General features: G+C 37.0%; 18 protein-coding genes. 9 read left to right on the top strand and 9 right to left on the bottom strand.

Annotation, left to right across the window (positions count from 1 at the left end; translation table 11 throughout):
* Positions 1-161 precede the first annotated feature (161 nt).
* The 4 genes from dhaM to LW139_RS17540 all read right to left on the bottom strand — a co-directional run bounded on the left by dhaM (position 162) and on the right by LW139_RS17540 (position 3901).
* Positions 162-1610: a dihydroxyacetone kinase phosphoryl donor subunit DhaM gene (gene dhaM / locus LW139_RS17555; protein WP_166540066.1), complete on the bottom strand. Its 1449-nt coding sequence runs from the start codon at positions 1608-1610 to the stop codon at positions 162-164.
* A 41-nt stretch (positions 1611-1651) separates the two neighbouring features.
* Positions 1652-2284, bottom strand: a complete 633-nt coding sequence (gene dhaL, locus LW139_RS17550) for a dihydroxyacetone kinase subunit DhaL (RefSeq protein WP_109410221.1) — start codon at positions 2282-2284, stop codon at positions 1652-1654.
* Positions 2285-2313: 29 nt separating this feature from the next.
* Positions 2314-3378, bottom strand: a complete 1065-nt coding sequence (gene dhaK, locus LW139_RS17545) for a dihydroxyacetone kinase subunit DhaK (protein WP_166540065.1) — start codon at positions 3376-3378, stop codon at positions 2314-2316.
* Positions 3379-3640: 262 nt separating this feature from the next.
* Complete coding sequence (locus tag LW139_RS17540; RefSeq protein ID WP_023582814.1) at positions 3641-3901, bottom strand: ogr/Delta-like zinc finger family protein; 261 nt, start codon at positions 3899-3901, stop codon at positions 3641-3643.
* A 575-nt stretch (positions 3902-4476) separates the two neighbouring features.
* Here LW139_RS17540 and LW139_RS17535 point away from each other — a divergent pair.
* Positions 4477-4779, top strand: a complete 303-nt coding sequence (locus LW139_RS17535) for a phage holin family protein (RefSeq protein WP_109410219.1) — start codon at positions 4477-4479, stop codon at positions 4777-4779.
* A gap of 74 nt (positions 4780-4853) precedes the next feature.
* Positions 4854-5051, top strand: a complete 198-nt coding sequence (locus tag LW139_RS17530; protein WP_166540064.1) for a hypothetical protein — start codon at positions 4854-4856, stop codon at positions 5049-5051.
* Between the two features lie 26 nt (positions 5052-5077).
* On the opposite strand, the gene LW139_RS17525 is transcribed toward LW139_RS17530, so the two are convergent.
* The 4 genes from LW139_RS17525 to ecpA form a co-directional block, all read right to left on the bottom strand.
* A complete protein-coding gene (locus LW139_RS17525; RefSeq protein ID WP_227336058.1) occupies positions 5078-6649 on the bottom strand; it encodes a fimbrial protein in 1572 nt (523 codons plus the stop codon).
* A gap of 13 nt (positions 6650-6662) precedes the next feature.
* Positions 6663-9173: a CS1-pili formation C-terminal domain-containing protein gene (locus tag LW139_RS17520; protein ID WP_227336057.1), complete on the bottom strand. Its 2511-nt coding sequence runs from the start codon at positions 9171-9173 to the stop codon at positions 6663-6665.
* A 24-nt stretch (positions 9174-9197) separates the two neighbouring features.
* Entirely contained in the window at positions 9198-9884 is a 687-nt protein-coding gene (locus tag LW139_RS17515; RefSeq protein WP_109409172.1) for a hypothetical protein, read from the bottom strand.
* A 72-nt stretch (positions 9885-9956) separates the two neighbouring features.
* A complete protein-coding gene (gene ecpA / locus LW139_RS17510; protein ID WP_227336056.1) occupies positions 9957-10556 on the bottom strand; it encodes a common pilus major fimbrillin subunit EcpA in 600 nt (199 codons plus the stop codon).
* Between the two features lie 1610 nt (positions 10557-12166).
* Here ecpA and LW139_RS17505 point away from each other — a divergent pair.
* The 6 genes from LW139_RS17505 (at position 12167) to LW139_RS17480 (ending at position 18207) form a co-directional block, all read left to right on the top strand.
* The gene (locus LW139_RS17505; RefSeq protein WP_166539622.1) at positions 12167-13102 is read left to right on the top strand and encodes an ABC transporter permease; all 936 of its coding nucleotides are present in this window, start codon (positions 12167-12169) and stop codon (positions 13100-13102) included.
* 5 nt (positions 13103-13107) lie between these two features.
* Positions 13108-13968: an ABC transporter permease gene (locus LW139_RS17500; protein WP_247850310.1), complete on the top strand. Its 861-nt coding sequence runs from the start codon at positions 13108-13110 to the stop codon at positions 13966-13968.
* A 1-nt stretch (position 13969) separates the two neighbouring features.
* Positions 13970-14764 (top strand): ABC transporter ATP-binding protein, encoded by a 795-nt coding sequence (locus tag LW139_RS17495; protein ID WP_166539621.1) that lies wholly within the window; start codon positions 13970-13972, stop codon positions 14762-14764.
* 1 nt (position 14765) lies between these two features.
* The gene (locus tag LW139_RS17490; protein ID WP_166539620.1) at positions 14766-15698 is read left to right on the top strand and encodes an oligopeptide/dipeptide ABC transporter ATP-binding protein; all 933 of its coding nucleotides are present in this window, start codon (positions 14766-14768) and stop codon (positions 15696-15698) included.
* A gap of 28 nt (positions 15699-15726) precedes the next feature.
* Entirely contained in the window at positions 15727-17349 is a 1623-nt protein-coding gene (locus tag LW139_RS17485) for an ABC transporter substrate-binding protein (protein WP_247850309.1), read from the top strand.
* A gap of 90 nt (positions 17350-17439) precedes the next feature.
* Positions 17440-18207 (top strand): class I SAM-dependent methyltransferase, encoded by a 768-nt coding sequence (locus LW139_RS17480; protein ID WP_166539618.1) that lies wholly within the window; start codon positions 17440-17442, stop codon positions 18205-18207.
* A 75-nt stretch (positions 18208-18282) separates the two neighbouring features.
* Here the strand turns inward: LW139_RS17480 and tet(H) are convergent, their stop codons facing one another.
* Positions 18283-19485 carry a tetracycline efflux MFS transporter Tet(H) gene (tet(H), locus tag LW139_RS17475; RefSeq protein ID WP_166539617.1) on the bottom strand — a complete coding sequence of 401 codons (1203 nt, stop codon included), beginning with the start codon at positions 19483-19485 and terminating at the stop codon, positions 18283-18285.
* Between the two features lie 91 nt (positions 19486-19576).
* Here tet(H) and tetR(H) point away from each other — a divergent pair, with 91 nt between their 5' ends.
* A complete protein-coding gene (tetR(H), locus tag LW139_RS17470; protein ID WP_166539616.1) occupies positions 19577-20200 on the top strand; it encodes a tetracycline resistance transcriptional repressor TetR(H) in 624 nt (207 codons plus the stop codon).
* Position 20201 lies beyond the last annotated feature (1 nt).

Here is a 20201-nt window from a genome sequence, read left to right as displayed (position 1 = left end):
ATAGAATGGTTTGGATTTCTTATTTTAAAAAGGAAATAAGAAATGATCTTTATCAGGTTGCTAGTTAGTTTTTTACGTTGTATTAAAGGTAATCGTGTTATTTCGAGGGTTTACCCGCACATGATAGTGCGGGTTTTTTATGTAGTTAATTTAAAAAGAGGTTATGGTGCGATCGATTCAATAATCAGTTCACCTTTGTTTATATCTAGTTTTAGTTTCTGGGATTCAGTCACTTTTAATAGTGCAGGCCCTAAATTCACTAACATTGGTAAATGCATTTCAGTGGCTATAATGGCGCTGTGAGAACGACTATCACCTTTGGCTAAAGCAATACCAACTAATGGACTATCAGCTAATTGGATTAAGGTGGAAGGGAAAAGCTCGTTAGCTACCAAAATAGCCGGTTGTGATGGTGTAAATGCAGGGCGTGTTTTATCTTGCAATTGATAGAGGACTTGATTACGCAGATCACGGAGATCAAGTTCACGTGCCCGTAAATAAGGATCAGTAAGTGCACAATAAAGCTGTGTTCTCTCTTGCATTTCATCAGACCAGCTTTGTTGTGCGTTAATCTTTTCTTCTTTAATACGATCAACTACAGATGTGATTAATTCATCATCATCTAACATCATGATATGGCCATTAAAAATAGCCCCAATATGTTCACCTAAGGTTTGATTGGCTTTTTCTGCATACTGTTTTAGAACGTTTAATGTATTTTTGATGGCATGATTAAATTTGATGATTTGAGTGTCAACATCTATTGATTCAGACAAATTTTCTACGGGCGACAATTCAGTTTCGTGCCAAATAAAAGCTGGAGCTTTAATTTGGGCGACAGGGGTTAAAATGCCTTTTAAGGTTGTCGTGTCAGAGTCAGAAGGGAGCTCTTCGCCAAAGCCATTTTGAGCGAGCTCAAGAAAGGCTGCGATTGCTTCATCTTCTTGCTCACCAGAAGCAATTAGTGTTATCTCATCACCTTGGCGAATTTGTATTAATGAGAGTTGATTTAAACTCAGAGGATTAATTCGTCTATCACCTTTAACTAATTGATAATCAGAATGAAAGGTAGAAAGTACCTCTACTAAGGTGGCAGCAGGTCTTACATGTAAACCATGAGGATTACGCACGACCCAGCTTGCCTCTTTACCTTGGATTTTGACGGGAGCATTAATATCATTTTTAGGCTGGACGAAGTTTTCGCCAAGTTGAATTTTTTTGGGGTATAACGAGTTTGAAGCTTCTTCAATAACTTTTTCTAAAGAAGCGCCAGAAGAAGCGGCAACAACTGCTGCAAGTGTACCTTCAACTAATGGTGCAGAGCAGAGTGTCACTTTTTCAGCGAGTTCAGGATCAAGTAATTCAATCGCGGTTTCTGCACTTAATATTGCACTGCCTAAATCCATCATCACAACAATTGATTGTGCTTGAGAAAGCGATTCTATCGCCGTCATAATTTTAACGGCATCAGTACCAATTGCATGTTCTTCATCGTTGATACCTGCGGCAACTGCAAGTTGGCAATGAGCCGGATTAAGCATCTGACTGGCAAGTTCTGCCACACCATCAGCGAGATGTTTACTATGAGAAACAATAACAATATTTATCATGGTAGACCTTTATTGGTTGCTTGTATTGGTTTCTTGGTCAGTTATGCGTTAATGCTATTTGCAAGGGCTTGTATCATTAGCACAACAGATGCACTACCGGGATCTTTATGCCCAATACTGCGTTCACCTAAGTAGCTTGCTCGCCCTTTTCGAGCTTGCATTGGAATGGTATTTTCAGCGGCTTTTTCGGCCACAATGTGTGCTTGATCAAGGGCTTCTTTGATAGAAAGGTTTTGCTCATTAGATTGTTTTAATGACTCAACTACAGGCCACCAAACATCACACATGGTTTTGTCATTGGGCTGTGCTTTTCCTCGGCTCACAATACCTTCTACACCTTCAGTGACCATTTCAACAAGTTGATTGAGTTCTAAATTTTGTAATGAAGCTGTCGGTTTTGCGGCACGAATAAAGAAGGTACCAAAGAGAGGCCCACTTGCTCCGCCAATATTTGAGAGTAACGTCATGCCTGTGGTTTTAAGGATCGTACCAATATCTTGATTTTCAAATTCAGGCAGTTTTTCAAGCACCTTTCTAAAACCACGATTCATATTTAAGCCGTGGTCGGCATCACCTATTTCACGATCTAAGTCTGTCAGATAATCACTATTTTGTTCAAAAAGTGATGCACATTGTTCTAACCAAAGAATGATTTGAGTATGAGTTAAAGCCATTTCGTGTTCCTTTTTTTGTCATTAAAAACTTATTTCACCATCGCCGGTGTATTAACAGGTGCATCCCATAAGGTAAGTAATTCGTTATCCACTTTTAATAACGTAATGGAGATCCCTGACATATCGAGCGAAGTGCAATAAGAACCAATTAAAGAACGTTCGATGGTTAAGCCGAATTTTTCACAGCATTGGGTTAAACGGTTATAAACACCATAAAGTTCAGATTGTGGTGTGGCACCTAGGTTATTAACTAAAACAATGACACGATCGCCAGATTTTAAAGGCTGTTTTTCCTGATTTTCATCGATCCAAGTGCCGTTTTCACGATCCCAATTACGGATCACCCGTTGATAGTGGCCATTTTCAATTAAGGTATTAAACATGGCATCAACGGTATCATTCAGTGAAGTAAATTTACGGCGATCAATACCTGGCTCGCCATGGATCCCAACACCAAATTCCATTTCATTTTCAGGTAAAGTAAAAGAAGGTTTTCCTGCCGCAGGCACTGTACAGGCTTCCAAGGCAACACCGATAGAAAAACCATTGTTATTAATGTGATGGCCTAATTTAACCAGTTTATCAAGAGAGTCGCTTCTTTCAGCTGCCGCACCCAGTAGTTTTTCAATTAATACGGTATTGGCAACACCACGACGTCCTGCGGTATATAAGCTATCTTTTACCGCCACATCATCATCAACTAATATTGTGGCAATTTTCACACCATCGTCATGAAGCAGTTCTGTTGCCGTTTCAAAATTCAGCACGTCACCCGTGTAGTTTTTTACGATCATTAAAACACCTTCACCGCTATCAATCTCTTTGGCGCAGTCATACATTTTATCTGGTGTTGGTGATGTAAATATTTCACCTGGACATGCACCATCGAGCATACCTTTACCTACAAAGCCGGCATGCATGGGTTCATGCCCGCTTCCGCCACCGGATAGCAGCGCAACTTTACCTTTTATCGGAGCATCTTTTCGCGTGACATAAAAAGAAGAAGGATGAAGTTTGATTTCAGGATGGGCCTTTGCAAAGCCTTGTAGTTGTTCAGATAACACGTCATCAACTCGATTAATCAGCTTTTTCATCTTAAATGCTCCATTTGAAATTTGTGTTTAGTCTTTAAACCAGAAATCAATTTTCTGGTCTATGCGGCTGACAAATTATTAAGTAAAGGATAGGCAAACACGTGGTGTTTGTATTATTTAAAACATAAGAATTATTTTCATTTAGTATAAAAATAAATCTACATCATTTATCTTTCTATAAGAATAGGTTAGTCAAATAACCTGCCAGAATGGGAGCAAGATCATAAAAATAAATGAAAAAGAGAGTATCTGATCGTGATGGTTACATGCCTTGCAAAAGAGTGAGTGCTTTCTCTCGCTGCTCTGGAGAAAGGTTTTTAATAACATCTAATAACAATGTATCTTTGTTTTTTGCGCTTGGCATAAGAGTATGGCTAAACGTGAGATTTAACACAAAGGTATGTCCACATTCAGGATCACGACAAGCACAATAGAGATCGGATAACTCTTTGTGTTTACGATTACTTTTCTTTATAAGCGCTTTTTCACCGCATTCAGGACAAAAAATAGTTAACACACGCATCTCATTTTTCTCTTTGTTATGGGTATATTTAATACCTTCTATATTAGCTGAAATTTGTATTATAACCAGCCTATTTATTGTTTTTTTATATAAATACTTGTTTTCATGCCGTTTAAAGAGGCTTAAAACAAGTTTATTTGTTTTTGTTAAGGTGAATAATTCGGTTATTGTCGGTTAAGAGTTGATAGCCGAGGTTAACCGAACAAACTTACTAGCCTGAAATACAAACTTTGTAGATAATAGCTTCACGTTAAATCATACGGAGATGAGCAACATATTGAATTTATTATTTATTTATTTTGTTGGTTTTCAGTGTGAGTGAATAATTAGACAAGGATGTCTATCGTAAATTAACAAGGAAGTTAGCAGTAATATAACTGAATAGCTTGTTGTTTATCGCAAATGGATATTGCGCATAGTTGAAATAAAAGGAACTTATGTTACCTCAATCAGGATTTATTCAGTTACACAGGGTTGTGGTTGCTGCTAATTCTTTACAGATTATCTGATGAATGTTGGGAGGTGAGGGTTCTTTTTACAGTTAAATAAAAAGTGATCAGAGATGAGGTGTATTCATGGATGAATATGACAACACATTAATATCGTTGGTGATCGTAGGCGCATTTATTGCATTAGGGAAGATGCTCGTTGCGAATGAAACAATGACATTAAGATTGTTCATCGGCAAAATTATTTTAGGCTCTGCAGTTTCTGTTGTTGCTGGTGCGCTGCTTATTTTATGGCCTGGAATTAATTCTGTCGCAGTAATGGGAATAGGCTCTGCGCTCGGTATTGTGGGTTATCAATTAGTCGAAATCTGGTTACGTAAGCGAGGTAATCAATTTTTTTCAGGAAAAGAAAAAGATGATACCAAGTAAAAAGTGCAACACATTTTCATCATAATAAAAGTCGGTGAAGTCAATTTTGTCTCGAATGACTAAGGAGTTAGGTCATGTCCAACACACTAGCGGTATATGCATGGATTGCACTAATGGCGTTTAGTTTGGGTTGGATTGCTCAAGGATGGCATCGAGACAATATAACGTTAGAACAGCGGATGTTAATAACGGCTATCGAAGATCAAGCAAGCATGGATGCTTGCTTTGATCTTCAACTTTTTCCTTATGTATTAGAGGAAACTCATCCTTAATAGAAATAAAAAAACGCTTATTTCACTTAGTGAATGTCAGTCCCTGACCATTCTGCAAATACATTGACATAACCACGGGCTTCTACCACGCCAATCCAGTCTTCACCTTCCATTGAGAAAAGTGAGGCGCTTTCATTCATTGGAAAAGTCAGTTGCAAATCAGTACGATAAAAATACCCTTCTAATTGGTAAGGATAAGGCCATGTGGTTTGTGTCCATAACGCATCTTTAATGGAGATAGGCACATTATCGCAAGCTGCTCGATTTTTGACTTTAGAGCCACTGGCATCGGTATAAGTCAGATAAGCAGAAAAGGGGACATTCATTTTTTTATCTTTGGAGCTAAATAAGCAATAAGATTGACCTCGGATTGTTGTTTTAGGTCCTTCAACCGCCGCAGTGATTTTATTTGCTTGGCGAAATGCACTGGTCGTGACGATATAGTCAAATGTTAATGGTGGCTCTTTATCACCCACTTTTCCTTCTCTATAAGGATTGTTGACTAATTCTTTAGAAACAATACTAATCCCATAATCACGAGGCTTGATAATTATCGTGTTCGAAGGAGTAAATTCATAAAATCCTGATTGAGGCACCGCAGTATTGGTAAAACTAAAGGTAAATAAATCTTGGCTCTTAGAGAGATCAACGTTGTTTTTAATTAATTTTTTGAAAAAGCTTTTTGTAAAATGGACATAAACACCTCCATCGCCAGGAGTGACTAAATAAGAGGCAATGGTTGGTGAAGAGTAATAAAAGGTTCTTGATGTAGGGGTTGCTGAAAGAAGAATATCACTTGCTGCTGGCGTAAATGATAATGTCGTTGTATCTACTTTCATCGCCAGTCTCATGACATTTAAGCTTTCACCGCTTAGCTCATAATCGACCATCTTACAGACAACATTATCGCCAACAATTTCACAAAATTTAGAGCCTAAACCTAATACGGCATTGCCTTCACTATCGACAAAAATCTCTTGTAACGCATTGGTTGATTTTAGTCTTATATGCCCTTTTTTGGTAATTGCAAAACTTTGTTCAGTCACTCTACCGTTTACAGAGCGACATGTTTGACCTAATGCAGGGTTGTAGTCATCCTTGGTATAGCAGAAAAAATAACTAAAGTTTTCTATACTACCAACGGGTAGAGTTTGCATATATTGATAAAATGAATCAGAGAATATCGCCCTAGGAATACCCGCTTCACCACCATGAGTATTCATATAAGCACGATACATTCCATTGCTTAAAACCTGTTCAGGTCTTTGTATACCATCAGAAGGACAATCTCTATATGTTCGCCAGCAGCGGTTGCCAATAAATGGCATTTTAATTGGAGAGTTTTCTAACCAAATATCAAAGTAATTATTGATAGGCACTACGCCCGTATATCCCATGTAACCTAAACTAAGCTGGTCACTACTATATTTGGTAAAAACGTTAGCACCACTAAAACGGGGGTCCGTTTTTTGCGGTGTAATAAAATATTCGTTATCAATATTGTTTTCAATAAAAACAATATCATTGGTGTAGGTTACTGCATTACATGTGAATGTAGTAAAAAGGGCAAGTATTAATAATAGGTAATGTTTGAACATTATATGCTTTCCTTTAATTCCTGTTTACCAACGTAGTTTGCGGATCACAAATTACATCACCCACCCACAGCACACCCCGAGCTGATGACAAATCTAATTCAGCCTCACAAATTTGTTTATCATCTTGTTGTAATGAAATCACTGGGTAGCGTTTATCAACATCCATCGCAAATTGACCTTGGTGGTCAGTTTGAGTGCGACCGATATGGTTACGTACCTGCGCACTGGCTAACAGTGTGCCATCAGGCGATTTCATTCGACCAAATACGGTAACCATTTGTTTTAGTTCAGGTTGATGTACTGCAACGTTACCCGGATAAAGCACTACGTTTTTCACTCGACCTGAGGCGATATCAAAGCTATCTTCACTGTTTTTGTCATTGAGTAATTCGACCTTATATTCTGCGTAAGGAGAAAGCGGAATAAAGTTATTGCTGCCGGATAAAACAAAACGTTGACCATTGACGTTGGCGGCAATTTGCCCTTCACCATCAATGCCTGTTTTCACGATCACCCCAGATGTTTCTTGTTTACCACTGGCAGAGAAGTTCATATCACTATATGCCAATGAACCTCTAGCGGTTAACGTAGTATTTAAACGGTCATTATTAGGGCGACTCATGGTTAACGTACCTGCGCTGTATTTGGTATCGAACGAGCCGTAACCGCTGACAGAGAAATCACTGTCAGTACCATCTTTATCATGTAATAAGGTTGATACTGATAAACCTGCGTTGCGAATAGCGGAATCTTCAAAGCTTTTCGATGCAGATAACTCGCCACGCACATTACCATTACTAGAAGAAACGCCGGCACTAAGCCATGTTGCGAGTGGTAATGAAAAATCCAGTGTGATGTATTTTTCGTTAGTGCTACTCTGGTTATCATAGTGATAACGTTGAACACCGGTACGCAAACTCATGCTGCCATAACGACCTGTATAAAGTGTAGTAGCATATTCAAAGTTGTTCGATTTGTTTTTATCGCGTAAATCTTTGGTATAGGAATAGGTAAATGATCCGGCATATTCCCAAAATTGAGTCAAATTGAGGGTGGTACCAAAAGAGTAATTATCAGAGTCATACATCGGGAAATTATCTTTGATATTCGCTTTTTCGCGATTAACCCATAAAGCACCAATTCCTTTAGGTAAGGAGTAGTTAGCCGTAAAAATATTACGGTTACTACCATCTTTAGCAATTAATGACTGCCAACTAGTTGAGAGTGTATCTGTTAATTGTAAATTACTATTGGTTTCTAATACGGCAGTATTATCAAATGCATATGCCGAGCCTTGTAGATTTAGGCCAGAAAAAACGCCTAATGTAATGGCACCTGCGCCCCCAACTAAGACCGTATTATCGCCACTGGTTGTACGATATTCATTATTGTTATTTTTAATCCGTTTTTTGTAATCGACATAGCCTGAGAATATTTCCCAACGAAACTCATTTAATGTTGCGCCTCGCATATTGAAGGTTTTATTCACTGTTTGAGCTTGTTTGGAGTGAACCTTACCGTCAATAACGACTTCGACTTCGACTTGATAAATACCAAAAGGGAGTGGCGCGGTATCAACTTCAAAGCTTCCCATTGGGAAGTTTTGAATACTTAATAATTTACCATCACGATAAACACGCACTTCACCAGCACTGGGTAAAAAGACGGTGATAGGTGTTAAAGAGAGCTGTGAATGATTGACCTTGGATGAGGAATTGTTGCCGTAGGTAATACCGTAAACTTTACTGCTATTGAGCGCCGACATAGAGGCGATAGATTGTAAGTTCCAAGTATTTAATAGACCAAAAGCAAAACGGCGACCATTAAAATCACGCTCAAACATAGCACGATAAAAATCAAAAGATTGCTCTGCGGTGCCTAGGCCATAAGCCGTGGCACTAAGATTCAAATGGTTTTCAGCAAAACTCCAGATACTATCAAGTGAAAAATAATTATTGGTGTTATCTTTTTGCTGTTTCATTTGGTTGTTATAGACACCTAAATTATAGGTGGTGACAGAGGAAATATTATCAACCGTTGATTTTCCTAACATTTCCGAACGTGCTTTGACTTGCGTGGCAAGACCCGCCTCATTAACATCTAACGACATGATAAAGGTACTTAAATCAAAATTAAGTGTCGCATCAGGGGAAAGCGTTATCTTGTTATTTTGATCGAAGGGCTTATCTTTAAGCTCATTTAATGATTGAACAAGCTGTTCATTGATAGAAGCCGTTTGTGTTTCACCTTCATCAAGTGTGGGGGTCACAGAGTTAATGGTGATTTTATTATCTTTAAGCACTACCAACGCATCTGCAATTTTATTACGACTTTGTTCTTCTAAAACGGATTGTTCAGAAAGATCGTAACGCAAATAGACAGGGATCGTCATTCCTTCTTCTAATGCTGTGGCAAAGACACTAGGAATAATATAGTTACCTATCTTTAAATTGGTGGGTTGGCTATATGTATTCTCGGACAATAGGAACATAGCAATACCTAGTGCCACCACAGATTTGCGCACAATAGATCCTTATGAAATTAAAATTTAATTTACAATAATAAAATCGTCGTTATGCCAAATGCCGACAGTTGCTTTTTTACTTTGAACATCGACTTGTTTTAGCTTGACGCCAAGGCCAGGCATAACGTAGTAGCGTTCACTACAGCGGTTATTTTCGTTTTTTGTTACAGCATCTGGCATGCAGTCACCGGTGGCGACAGTGCGAAATGAACTATTCCCCGTGTTAAACACTACACGCGCTTCTTTATCAAATTGGTAATCGAATTTTTCTTGGCGAGGAGCAACCACTAAAATGGTGCTTATCATGGCAGACGTTGTTGCCGTTGCAGCTTTTGCACTTTGCGTTGATCCCGTTTCAGTCACTGGATCGTCACGCCACACTAAGCGATAGTAACGTTCTTGATTATCACTAGGGCCTTTATAGAAAATTTTAAAACTTTCTTTGGTTTTGCCGGGTAAAATTAAGTTTGCTGGTGAGATCAAAATCTCGTTATTGACTAAAGGGAGCACTTTTCCATCTTCTAAAGGTGATGAAATACGCTCAATAGATAATCCGACTAAACGTGCCTGATCGACATTATTTTCAATTTCTTTGGCAAGAATAGTTTGGTCAGATGGCATAGTTTCGGTAATAGCACCGACATGAATGGCTGCTGCAAATTGGCTATAAAAAATCAAAGGGCTTAAACAAGCTAATATTATTTTTTTCATCATGGATCCTAGAAGGAAGAGCGAAAATTCGCTCATCCTTTATTATTAAAAGATAATTTTGTGGATCATAGACTATGGTGTAGTAGTGAAGTCGCCTTCCCAAGTTGCAGTAAACTGAACTTTAACGTCACCATCCCAGTAACCATCAGCTAATTCAGAGAATTTAGCATCGGTACCAGCAATTTTTGCAGATGCGATATCAAAGGCGAATTGGCTTTGGCCACTTACACGATCTTTACCGTTGTAAGCACCCTCTTGAGCTAAGAAATCAAGACCTGCAGTTGTGCCTGCTTTAACATCAACCATTGTGGTTTCTGTTGTGTCATTTAACGCAGTGCCATTCCATTTAACACCAACAGTTAATTCGCTATTGTCAGATGCGCGGCTTAATTTGTCAGAGATGATTTTTGATGTCAGTTTAAAATCAGTTGCACCTTGTTGACCTTGGATAGTGATATCGAAAGCACCGTCTTGGGTATTAAACGCTTTAATACCTTCAGCGTAATTGAATGTTAATGATTTTAATGGTGTAACCACTAACATACTTTTAGTATCTTTGTATGCTTTAGCATCCCATGAAGCAACAGCGCTTGCTTTACGAGTATCAGCTTGAGCAAGAGTAGTTGCACCCATAATAGCAACTGCAAGAACTGCTAAGGTCAGTTTTTTCATATTGAAGTATCCTTTGTTGATTATTTTCACAGCATAGTGTTTTTAAATAACAGAGAGCTTTTCAACTATATTCAGTTATTTAGGTATTTAGTTATTTGATTGTTTATTAGTTAAATGCTTATTTAAAATAAAATTTAAATATACTAATTTTAAATAAAATATATTTATCTAATGGAACGTATTTTGAAGTTTGTGAATATCTATTTTCTTTATGTCTATTAATTAATATGCAAAAGAAGTAATGAATCAAAGCCAGAATATGCATTCTTTTCTTGATTGTTCGTTTATTTACAAACTTGATGTGAGGTCAATTTTACGAATAAAAACATTAATTAGGATAGGATTAATCTCATAGGGTTTTATGCTAAAAAAACAAATCATAAGCATTTTTTAACTAAAATTGCGTATTTTTACTCTAAACGCGAGTTTTTTTTCGATAATCAAATAAAAAATTTTATATGTTAATAAGTAATTAACGTTATATAAAAAAACATTTTTTTACATTTGTACACTTTTTTACACCGTTGAATTCATTTATTAAGAAATAATTAAATGAAACTCGTCTTTTTTGGACTTGTTTTGGTGGTTTGTACGAAAAATTACATAGCAGGAATAAAAAAATTAGAACTATTTTTAGTAATCATCTAAAAAAGACTAACCTATATTGATCTAAAACAATATATAATGGTCTTTGCAAGTAATTCTTATTTGAATAGAACTAAACTTAATAACAACATTATTTTGTTTTTATCAATTTAACGATTAAACAATGTAAATAAAAAGTAAAAAAATAATAAAATATTTGTTTTGTTACTTGAATAAATATAGTTAAAAAATTTATCATAAGATAACTATGTAATCAAAATGCGCTATATACAATCTTATATAAATTATAGTGTTTATAATGAAGATAGATTATTAACTAAAAATAGCATTTTTTAATAAAGCCAATAGCTGAATTGATGATGCTTTTTCTTGTTGTCGACTTTCTTTATTTTGTGTTTAGCCGAAAATAAATAAAAAGGTCTAATAATCGAATAATGTAGAAATAGCAAATACTATTTTTGAATGTCAGTGTATTTATATCAATTTTATTTCGTCATTTAATCGTATTTAATTGAGATAAAATTGACCATTCAGGGAAAGCTTTATTATTTTAATTAATAATAATAAAAATTATTTTCTAATAAATTATTTTTATTGATAAGCATTGTTAATATTTAATTGTTCATTCTTTATTGATATCTTTTGGGATGACTATCATTTCTTTCATTTAAACAGATGTTAAAAATTAATAATGCTATTTTAAAATTACTTTATACTTATTTCATTCTGTGGTGTTTGTTGTAATTAATTGATTTAAAATGACATAAATAAAATCTAAATAAAGTGGTGTTATTTCTAAACTTCAAAATATAATTTTGATTATAATCACTTTTAAAATATAAATAATTATCTTTGAATGTTATGTAATATAAAAATTTTATTTTTTATTTTTATAAAGAAATTGAATAAATAACGTGTTATATCAATAGTTCGTCAAAGATTAATCACTATACTTTGGTTTTAAGTTATTAAACGCCAACTCTATCATTATAATAAATCATAAAATGAACTTTAAACGCTTTATTTTTAAACGACTTATCCAAGTTGTTCCTATGCTTATTATTGTCAGTATATTGGCATTTATACTAAGTCATATTTCAGCAGGTGATATCGCAGAAATTACCTTACGAAGCAAAGGGATCATTCCAACTCCTGATAGTATTGCTGCGGTGAGAACAGAGCTTGGATTAGATAGACCTTTGTATATTCAATATTTAAGTTGGTTAGCACATACCTTACAAGGTGATTTTGGTACCTCTATTCAATCAGGTTTGCCTGTTAGCCAAGAAATTATGGATAGGTTTCCTGCAACGTTAAAATTAGCATTGGTGTCTACACTCTTTGCTATCATTTTATGTGTTCCTATCGCATTAGTATCGGTCCGTTTTAAAGATACACCGATTGACCATGGTATTCGTTTTTTAACGACAATGGCTGCGACCTTACCTGATTTTTGTCTCGGATTATTATTGCTGTATATCTTTGCTATCCAGCTACATATTGCTCCTGTTATTGCTGGTGACAGTATGCAAAATATTCTCTTACCCGCTTTAACGCTCAGTGCTGGTTATGCTGCTATGTATACCCGTATTTTACGTAATAACTTAATTGAGGTGAGCTATACAGATTATATTCGAGCTGCAAGGGCGAGAGGGCTGGGTAAAACAGCAGCCCTTTTTCGTCATGGCTTAAAAAATGCCGTTTTACCTTGTATTACGTTAATTGGCGTGAACTTTGGTAAGTTGTTAGGTGGACAATTTGCGTGTGAAACCATTTTTTCATGGAATGGTATTGGTAAATTTGCTGTAGACAGTATTCGCCTTAAAGATTTACCGGTTATTCAAGGTTATATTGTTGTTGTGGCGGTGACCTACATTGTTATTAACTTATTGATCGATGTGTTGTATGTGTTTATCGATCCAAAAATAATGATGGAGTGATCGCGATGCAACTGAATTTCCTACAGCGATTCTTACAACAACGTTTAGCTATGACAGGTGTTGTGATCATTCTATTTTTGGTTATTTTGGGGATCTTTGCGCCTTATTTAGCCCCTCATGATCCTTATCTGACTAATGTTAAATTGAAACTAATGAGTGCCAGTTTTGATTATCCCCTAGGAACCGATCAATTAGGGCGTTGTGTCTTTTCTCGCTTAATTTATGGTATTCGAACCAGCCTTTCTACAGCTGTATTAGCTACGGCATTGATGCTCAGTATTGGTATTCCGTTAGGAATTTTAGCGGGGTATGTGGGAGGTAAAATGGATAACTTGATCATGCGTCTTGTTGATATAGCCTCAACATTTCCATCAAGTTTGTTAGCATTGGCAGCCATTGGGATCACTGGCCCTAGTTTAATGACAATTTTATTGGTCTTTATTGCTCTGTGGTGGGCGCCTTTTGCCCGTATTATTCGAGGCTCTGTTATTGCTTTAAAAGAGAAAGATTTTATTCAAGCCGCCGTGTCTGTCGGTTCGCCTCATCGCCGTATTATCTTTCATCACATTATTCCTAATGCTATGTCATCCATTATTGTTCTTGCCACATTACGTATTGCGGCGGTTATTACCCACGTTGCGGCGTTTTCATTTATCGGTTTAGGCTCACAACCGCCCATTGCGGATTGGGGGGTGATGTTAAGTGATAGCCGACAATATATGACGCAATATCCCATGATGATTATCTATCCCGCACTCGCCATTATGTTGTCAGTTTGGGCATTGAATATGATTGGTGAAGGGTTAAATGATGTCTTACAAAACAATGCCAAAGCCTTAGATTTGAAAAAACAGGAGGAGATTTAATATGTGTATTAAACCTGTTTTATCCGTCAAAGGGCTAACAACTGTTTTTCAGCAACAAAAGAGTGAATTTGTGGCGGTGAACAATATTAATCTTGAGCTCTATGCTGGAAAAATAACAGCACTGATTGGTGGATCAGGAAGTGGGAAATCAGCCACTGCACTCTCTTTAATGAATTTAGTGGATAAACCTGGAAAAGTTGTCTCTGGTGAAATCACCTTATTAGGTGATGTTATTTCGAATAAAAGTGAAAGACAGTGGCGAAATATTCGTGGGCAGAAAATTGCCATGATTTTCCAAGAGCCAAGAAGTGCCTTAAATCCTACCATCAAAATAGAAAAACACTTTGCTGAATCACTATCTCCTTTATGGCGAAAAAAATCGAAAACAGAAAAGCGGCAACGATATAAAGATATTTTATCTCGGCTTGGATTAAGTCATGCAGATGAGTTGTTAAACAAGTATCCATTTGAGTTAAGTGGCGGTATGTGCCAGCGCATTATGGTGGGGATGGGGTTGTTATCGGAGGCGCAAGTGGTTATTGCGGATGAGCCAACGGCTTCTTTAGATCTCACCACGCAAGCCGCTATTTTATATGAAATTGATCGTTTGAAATCATTAGGGATCGCGATTTTGCTGATCACTCATGATCTGGGCATTGTGGCACAAATGGCTGATAACGTTTATGTGATGTATCAAGGTGATATTGTGAGTTCAGGCAGTGTGTCTCAACTTTTTGATGAGCCTCAACATGAATATACCCAGCGTTTATTTTCAACAATAAAGCAGGGGGAATAAGATGCCATTAATCGAAGTAAAAAATCTCGCTAAATATTATCAAAAAAAAGGGATCACGACCTGTGCCGTCGCTAATGCTTCATTTTGTATTTATCGGGGTGAAACGTTGGGTGTTGTGGGAGAGTCTGGATGTGGAAAAACAACGCTTGGTAAATTATTACTGAAATTAGAACAAAGTGATAAAGGGGTTATCACCTTTTCAAAGCAAGAGATCACGCATTTTAGTTTTAAACAAATGCGTCAAATTCGCCAAAATATGCAAATGATCTTTCAAGCCAGTGCAGATGCGTTTAATCCTTATTTTACCGTAGAACAAATTATTGCTGAGCCACTTATTAATTATAAAAATCTGACTCGCCAAGAGCGACAGCAACTTATCGGTAAAACATTAGAATTAGTTGGATTAGACGGCTCTTTTTTATCAAGACATTCTGATGCGCTTTCAGGTGGGCAAAAACAGCGTATTGGTATCGCAAGAGCATTAGTGCTGGAGCCAGAATTTGTGGTGTGTGATGAAATTGTCTCTAGTATTGATTTTGCGTTAAAACAGCAAATACTGACGTTAATTAATACACTTAAAAAGAAATTACAACTCACTTATCTGTTTATTTCTCATGATATTTCTGCGGTTAACTTTGTGAGTGATCGGATTATTGTGATGTATCTTGGTCATATTGTTGAAGTTATTCCTAAAATGGATAACTGTGTTCAACATCCTTATAGCCAGACTTTATTGTCTGCAGTATTGCCAACTCATCCTTCACAACGCACACCTTTTAAGCAACAGATCTACACCGATGCACCTAAAACACAGACAGGTTGCCCTTATTACCATCGTTGTTTAAATCGGCAAGATATCTGTAAGCAACAAAATCCTCCTTTGATAGAAATTGCATCTGACCACTGGGTTGCATGCCATAAAATAACGCATTAATAACAATAAGATGGAAAGAGAAAAGAATATGTTTAAACAATTAATACACCGAACTTTATTGGTTGGTTTTCTTTCAATAACAGCATTAACGGGCTGTAATGATGAAAAACCAACAGAAAACACCACTCAAGTTGAGCAGAAAAAAGAAGTCGTTGTTGCTATTTATCGTGATGGTGCGATGAATATGCTTGATGCTGCCAGTTATAACGGACCTCATTTTGTCTTTAAAATGATTTATGACGGTTTAACAGAAGATGGTGGTGAAGGTCAGATTATTCCAACATTAGCAACTAGTTGGGATATTTCAGAAGACGGCAAAACCTATACTTTTAAACTGCGTGAAAATGTGAAGTTTTCAGATGGTACCCCGTTTGATGCCGATGCAGTTATTTTTAATTTAAAGCGTTGGGTGAATAATCCTCGTTATAGCCAAATTACCGCCACATTAGTGGACTCAATGGAAGCCATTGATAAACATACGGTGCGTATTACTTACAAAAATCCTTCTTATCCTATTTTAATGGAAATGACCTATCCTCGACCTGTACGTTTTTTAAGCCCAGCTTCGTTAGGTGAGGATGGTAAAACCTTTACGAAACCAGTCGGAACAGGCCCTTGGATGCTAGAAAGCTATGAAAAAGATAAAAGCTTTACACTGGTACCAAATCCTTACTATTGGGGCGAAAAACCAAAGTTAGATCGCATTATCTTTAAAGTTGTTCCTGACGGTCAGGCACGTGTTTTTGCCTTGCAAAGTGGTGAAGTCGATATTATTGGCGGTGATTTGATTGGAAAAATTCCAATGGGAAATATTCAGGAATTGGAACAAGACAAAAAGTTTGAGACATTTACTGCGGATACGCTAAGTTCTCACTTTATTGCCTTTAATCAACGGACTCCTGAGTTACAAGACAAGCGTATTCGCCAAGCAATTAACTACGCTATTGATAAAAAAAGTATTGCAGAAGATCTCTTTAACCATATTGGTAAAGAGGCGACTGGTATGTATCAATCAGGAGTACCTTATGCTAATGCAAAAAATAACTACACCTTAGCGGGGGATAAAGATAAAGCACAGGCATTATTAATTGAAGCAGGATATAGCAAAAATGCCCAAGGTATTTTTGAAAAAGAGGGTAAGCCTTTATCGTTTTCTTTCTTACTGACAACCGATGAATTCCCTGAATGGAAAACCCTTGCGGAATTTATTCAAGCGGAATTAGCGCAAACGGGTATTCAAGTTAATTTAAAAATACTCGACCGTAATGGTTATACCCAATCTACATTGGAATCGAAAGATTTTGATATGGCTTTAATGCGTACCGCTTCTGACTCATGGATGCCTCATAGCTCTATGCTTGAGATCTACGATATCCAAGCGAATAATCAGCAAGCTAAAGCATGGTATGACGAAAATCTCTCTGCCATGATTTATAAAAACTTAGCGACATTAAATGAAGAAGATCGCCAAAAAGGCTATGACGGTATTATGACTTTTATTAGCGAAGAGGCGATCACTGCACCGGTTTATCACCCCGTCACCAATTTTGCTATTAATCCTAAGAAAGTGGCTAATTTTGAAGTCGGCGTGAACAATTACGCACCTGTTGCGTGGGAAAAACTCACTGTACCTCACACATCTGAAAAATAGTCTCTACGGCGCTCTTAGCTATCTTTATAAGATCTTTGCAGCGCCATGATTTTGTTTATTCATTTTAGTTTACATACTGATAGGTTTGTTATGCAGGACTCAAAAGATAAATTATTAAAAAATTGGACAGAGGGTGCTGAAAATTACAGTAATTTGATCCAACTAGAATTAAACGGTTTTCAGCGAGAAGCGTGGCTGAATATTATTCATGAATATTGCGGTCAACAAGGCAAATTAAAGGTACTAGATGTAGGAACGGGCCCTGGTTTTTTCTCTATTATTATGGCGAAAGCAGGACACAAAGTGACGGCAATAGATTGCACAGATGCGATGGTTGATGTTGCGAAGAAAAACTTTGAAGCCTACCACATTGATGTTGAAGTGATGCAAGGGGATAGCCATTGCCTACCTTTCCCAGATGATCACTTTGATTTGGTGATTAGTCGTAATGTGGCATGGACGTTATTAGATGCAAAACAAGGTTATAAAGAGTGGTTACGTGTCTTAAAACCGGGAGCAAGAACACTGATTTTTGATGCTAACTGGAATCGCTATTTATTTGATGAAGCCTTAAATCAGAAAAACAGTGAAGATATTGAAGCCTATACCGCACTGTTTAATGAAAAGCCTGCAGGTTATAGCGATGCGATGCTCGATTACCGTAAAAGTATGCCAATGTGTCAAAAAATTAGGCCTCAATGGGATCTTGATACATTAGTTACCCTTGGTTATTCAGAACTGACTTGTTTAACCAATATTAATGAGCGAGTGTATGATGAAAAACGTAAGGTCCTTTATCGCTCAACACCGATGTTTATGATCGCAGCCAGTAAGCCTTGGGTGAAAGTGACTTATTAATTGCGATAAAAATAAAGTCCTATCAACGCGATTAATAGTGGATAGGACTTTTATGATTTTTATAATTTTTTAGTACTAAGAGGCTGAAATAACAGTTTTAGGTGTGACTTTTCTTTGGTGATAATAAGCAGTAATCAGCAACATGGCATAAAATATTGCTCCCATCAACCATAGCAAACCATCCCAATAAGCGATGCTATAACTATAAATAAAGGCAAATAAGAGTGGGCCAATAATCCCCGTGATATTGGTTAAACTGACGAGTGTGCCTTGCAGTTTCCCTTGAGCATTATCATCGACAGATTTTGATAAATAGCCTTGTAATGCCGGTTGTCCCATTCCTCCCGCGGCCAAGCAGATCAATGCGGGTAATATCACCCAAACTTGGCTTACCCACGCTAATAATAAACAGCCCATCATATCAATAGACATACTGATCATAATGGTGGTTTTTTCGCCCCATTTCTGCGCTAATTTTCCAGCAACAACGGCCTGAAAGAAAATATGTAAGACACCCAGAGCTGCCAAAGACATACCGACCGATGTCGTATTCCAATCAAAACGGTATTGTGTAAATAACACCCAAATTGTGGCAGGGATTTGACCGATAAGTTGGATGATAAAATAGGCTGCCAGCCAAAAATAAAGGCTTTTCTTAATAAATCCCGTGACTGAATTTGATGTGGTTTGGTTTTCTGGCGTGTTATTTGCAACAAGCGCTTCTCTTTTTTGTGTTTCACGGAAAAAGAGCAAAGAGAGTATTAATAATATTGAGTGTGAAATAGCCGCAAAGATAAATGGCGTATGAGCAGTTATTTCACCTAATAGCCCACCTAACATAGGGCCAATAATCAGGCCAACCCCAAAAGCACCGCCTAAAAAGCCAAAATAACGAGTTCGATTTTTAGCAGGAGTAACATCGCTCATCGCTGATGCACATACAGCACCTGTTGCACCGGTGATGCCCGCAATAATACGCCCAATATAGAGCATCCAAAGCGTCGTTGAGAATGCCATTAAGAGATAATCAAGTGCTGCACCTAAAAGGGAAAATAGCAAGATAGGTTTTCTACCGTATTTATCAGACAGCCGCCCTAAAATAGGTGCAAAAATAACCTGCATGGTAGCATAGAGCGCTAATAGCACACCGTAATGAGTTGCGAGTGAATTTTCACTGACAAATTCATTTAATAGCGTAGGGAGTACTGGCATGATAAGCCCAATACCAATGGCATCTAATACGGTTATCAGCAGTATAATAATAATTGATTTATTCATTGAGATCCTAAAAAATCTATCAGTGATAGAGTGAGTGTAAAATATCTCTATCAGTGATAGATTGTCAAGGCTATTTTATTTTGAGGTAGATATGGCAAAGCTAGATAAAGAACAAGTTATTGATAATGCGTTAATTTTGCTTAATGAGGTGGGGATAGAAGGCCTAACAACGCGCAAATTAGCGCAAAAAATAGGGGTAGAGCAACCTACATTGTATTGGCATGTGAAGAATAAACGTGCGTTGTTAGATGCATTAGCAGAAACTATTTTGCAAAAACATCATCATCATGTTTTGCCATTACCTAATGAAACATGGCAGGATTTTTTGCGAAATAACGCGAAAAGCTTTCGCCAAGCCTTATTAATGTATCGTGATGGTGGCAAAATTCATGCAGGAACTCGCCCATCTGAAAGCCAGTTTGAGACATCAGAACAACAATTACAGTTTTTATGTGATGCTGGATTTAGTTTATCTCAAGCCGTATATGCGTTGAGTTCTATTGCACATTTTACATTAGGTTCAGTTCTTGAAACGCAAGAGCACCAAGAAAGCCAAAAAGAGCGTGAAAAAACAGAGTGTAATACTGTTCACTATCCGCCATTATTAACTCAAGCTGTTGCCATTATGGATAGTGATAATGGTGATGCTGCGTTTTTATTTGTCCTTGATGTGATGATTTCAGGACTTGAAACGGTATTAAAGAGCGCTCATTAAA

The organism is Proteus vulgaris (genome assembly GCF_023100685.1).
GTDB lineage: Bacteria > Pseudomonadota > Gammaproteobacteria > Enterobacterales > Enterobacteriaceae > Proteus.
This window is presented reverse-complemented; position numbering and strand designations above follow the sequence as displayed.

Bases quoted from the DNA above. Each gene is read 5' to 3' on its own strand.
- dhaL (WP_109410221.1), bottom strand. From the start codon at position 2,284: ATGGCTTTAACTCATACTCAAATCATTCTTTGGTTAGAACAATGTGCA.
- LW139_RS17485 (WP_247850309.1), top strand. From the start codon at position 15,727: ATGTTTAAACAATTAATACACCGAACTTTATTGGTTGGTTTTCTTTCA.
- LW139_RS17500 (WP_247850310.1), top strand. From the start codon at position 13,108: ATGCAACTGAATTTCCTACAGCGATTCTTACAACAACGTTTAGCTATG.
- ecpA (WP_227336056.1), bottom strand. From the start codon at position 10,556: ATGAAAAAACTGACCTTAGCAGTTCTTGCAGTTGCTATTATGGGTGCA.
- LW139_RS17515 (WP_109409172.1), bottom strand. From the start codon at position 9,884: ATGAAAAAAATAATATTAGCTTGTTTAAGCCCTTTGATTTTTTATAGC.
- LW139_RS17525 (WP_227336058.1), bottom strand. From the start codon at position 6,649: ATGTTCAAACATTACCTATTATTAATACTTGCCCTTTTTACTACATTC.
- LW139_RS17530 (WP_166540064.1), top strand. From the start codon at position 4,854: ATGTCCAACACACTAGCGGTATATGCATGGATTGCACTAATGGCGTTT.
- LW139_RS17535 (WP_109410219.1), top strand. From the start codon at position 4,477: ATGGATGAATATGACAACACATTAATATCGTTGGTGATCGTAGGCGCA.
- LW139_RS17490 (WP_166539620.1), top strand. From the start codon at position 14,766: ATGCCATTAATCGAAGTAAAAAATCTCGCTAAATATTATCAAAAAAAA.
- LW139_RS17505 (WP_166539622.1), top strand. From the start codon at position 12,167: ATGAACTTTAAACGCTTTATTTTTAAACGACTTATCCAAGTTGTTCCT.
- dhaM (WP_166540066.1), bottom strand. From the start codon at position 1,610: ATGATAAATATTGTTATTGTTTCTCATAGTAAACATCTCGCTGATGGT.
- LW139_RS17495 (WP_166539621.1), top strand. From the start codon at position 13,970: ATGTGTATTAAACCTGTTTTATCCGTCAAAGGGCTAACAACTGTTTTT.
- dhaK (WP_166540065.1), bottom strand. From the start codon at position 3,378: ATGAAAAAGCTGATTAATCGAGTTGATGACGTGTTATCTGAACAACTA.
- LW139_RS17540 (WP_023582814.1), bottom strand. From the start codon at position 3,901: ATGCGTGTGTTAACTATTTTTTGTCCTGAATGCGGTGAAAAAGCGCTT.
- LW139_RS17480 (WP_166539618.1), top strand. From the start codon at position 17,440: ATGCAGGACTCAAAAGATAAATTATTAAAAAATTGGACAGAGGGTGCT.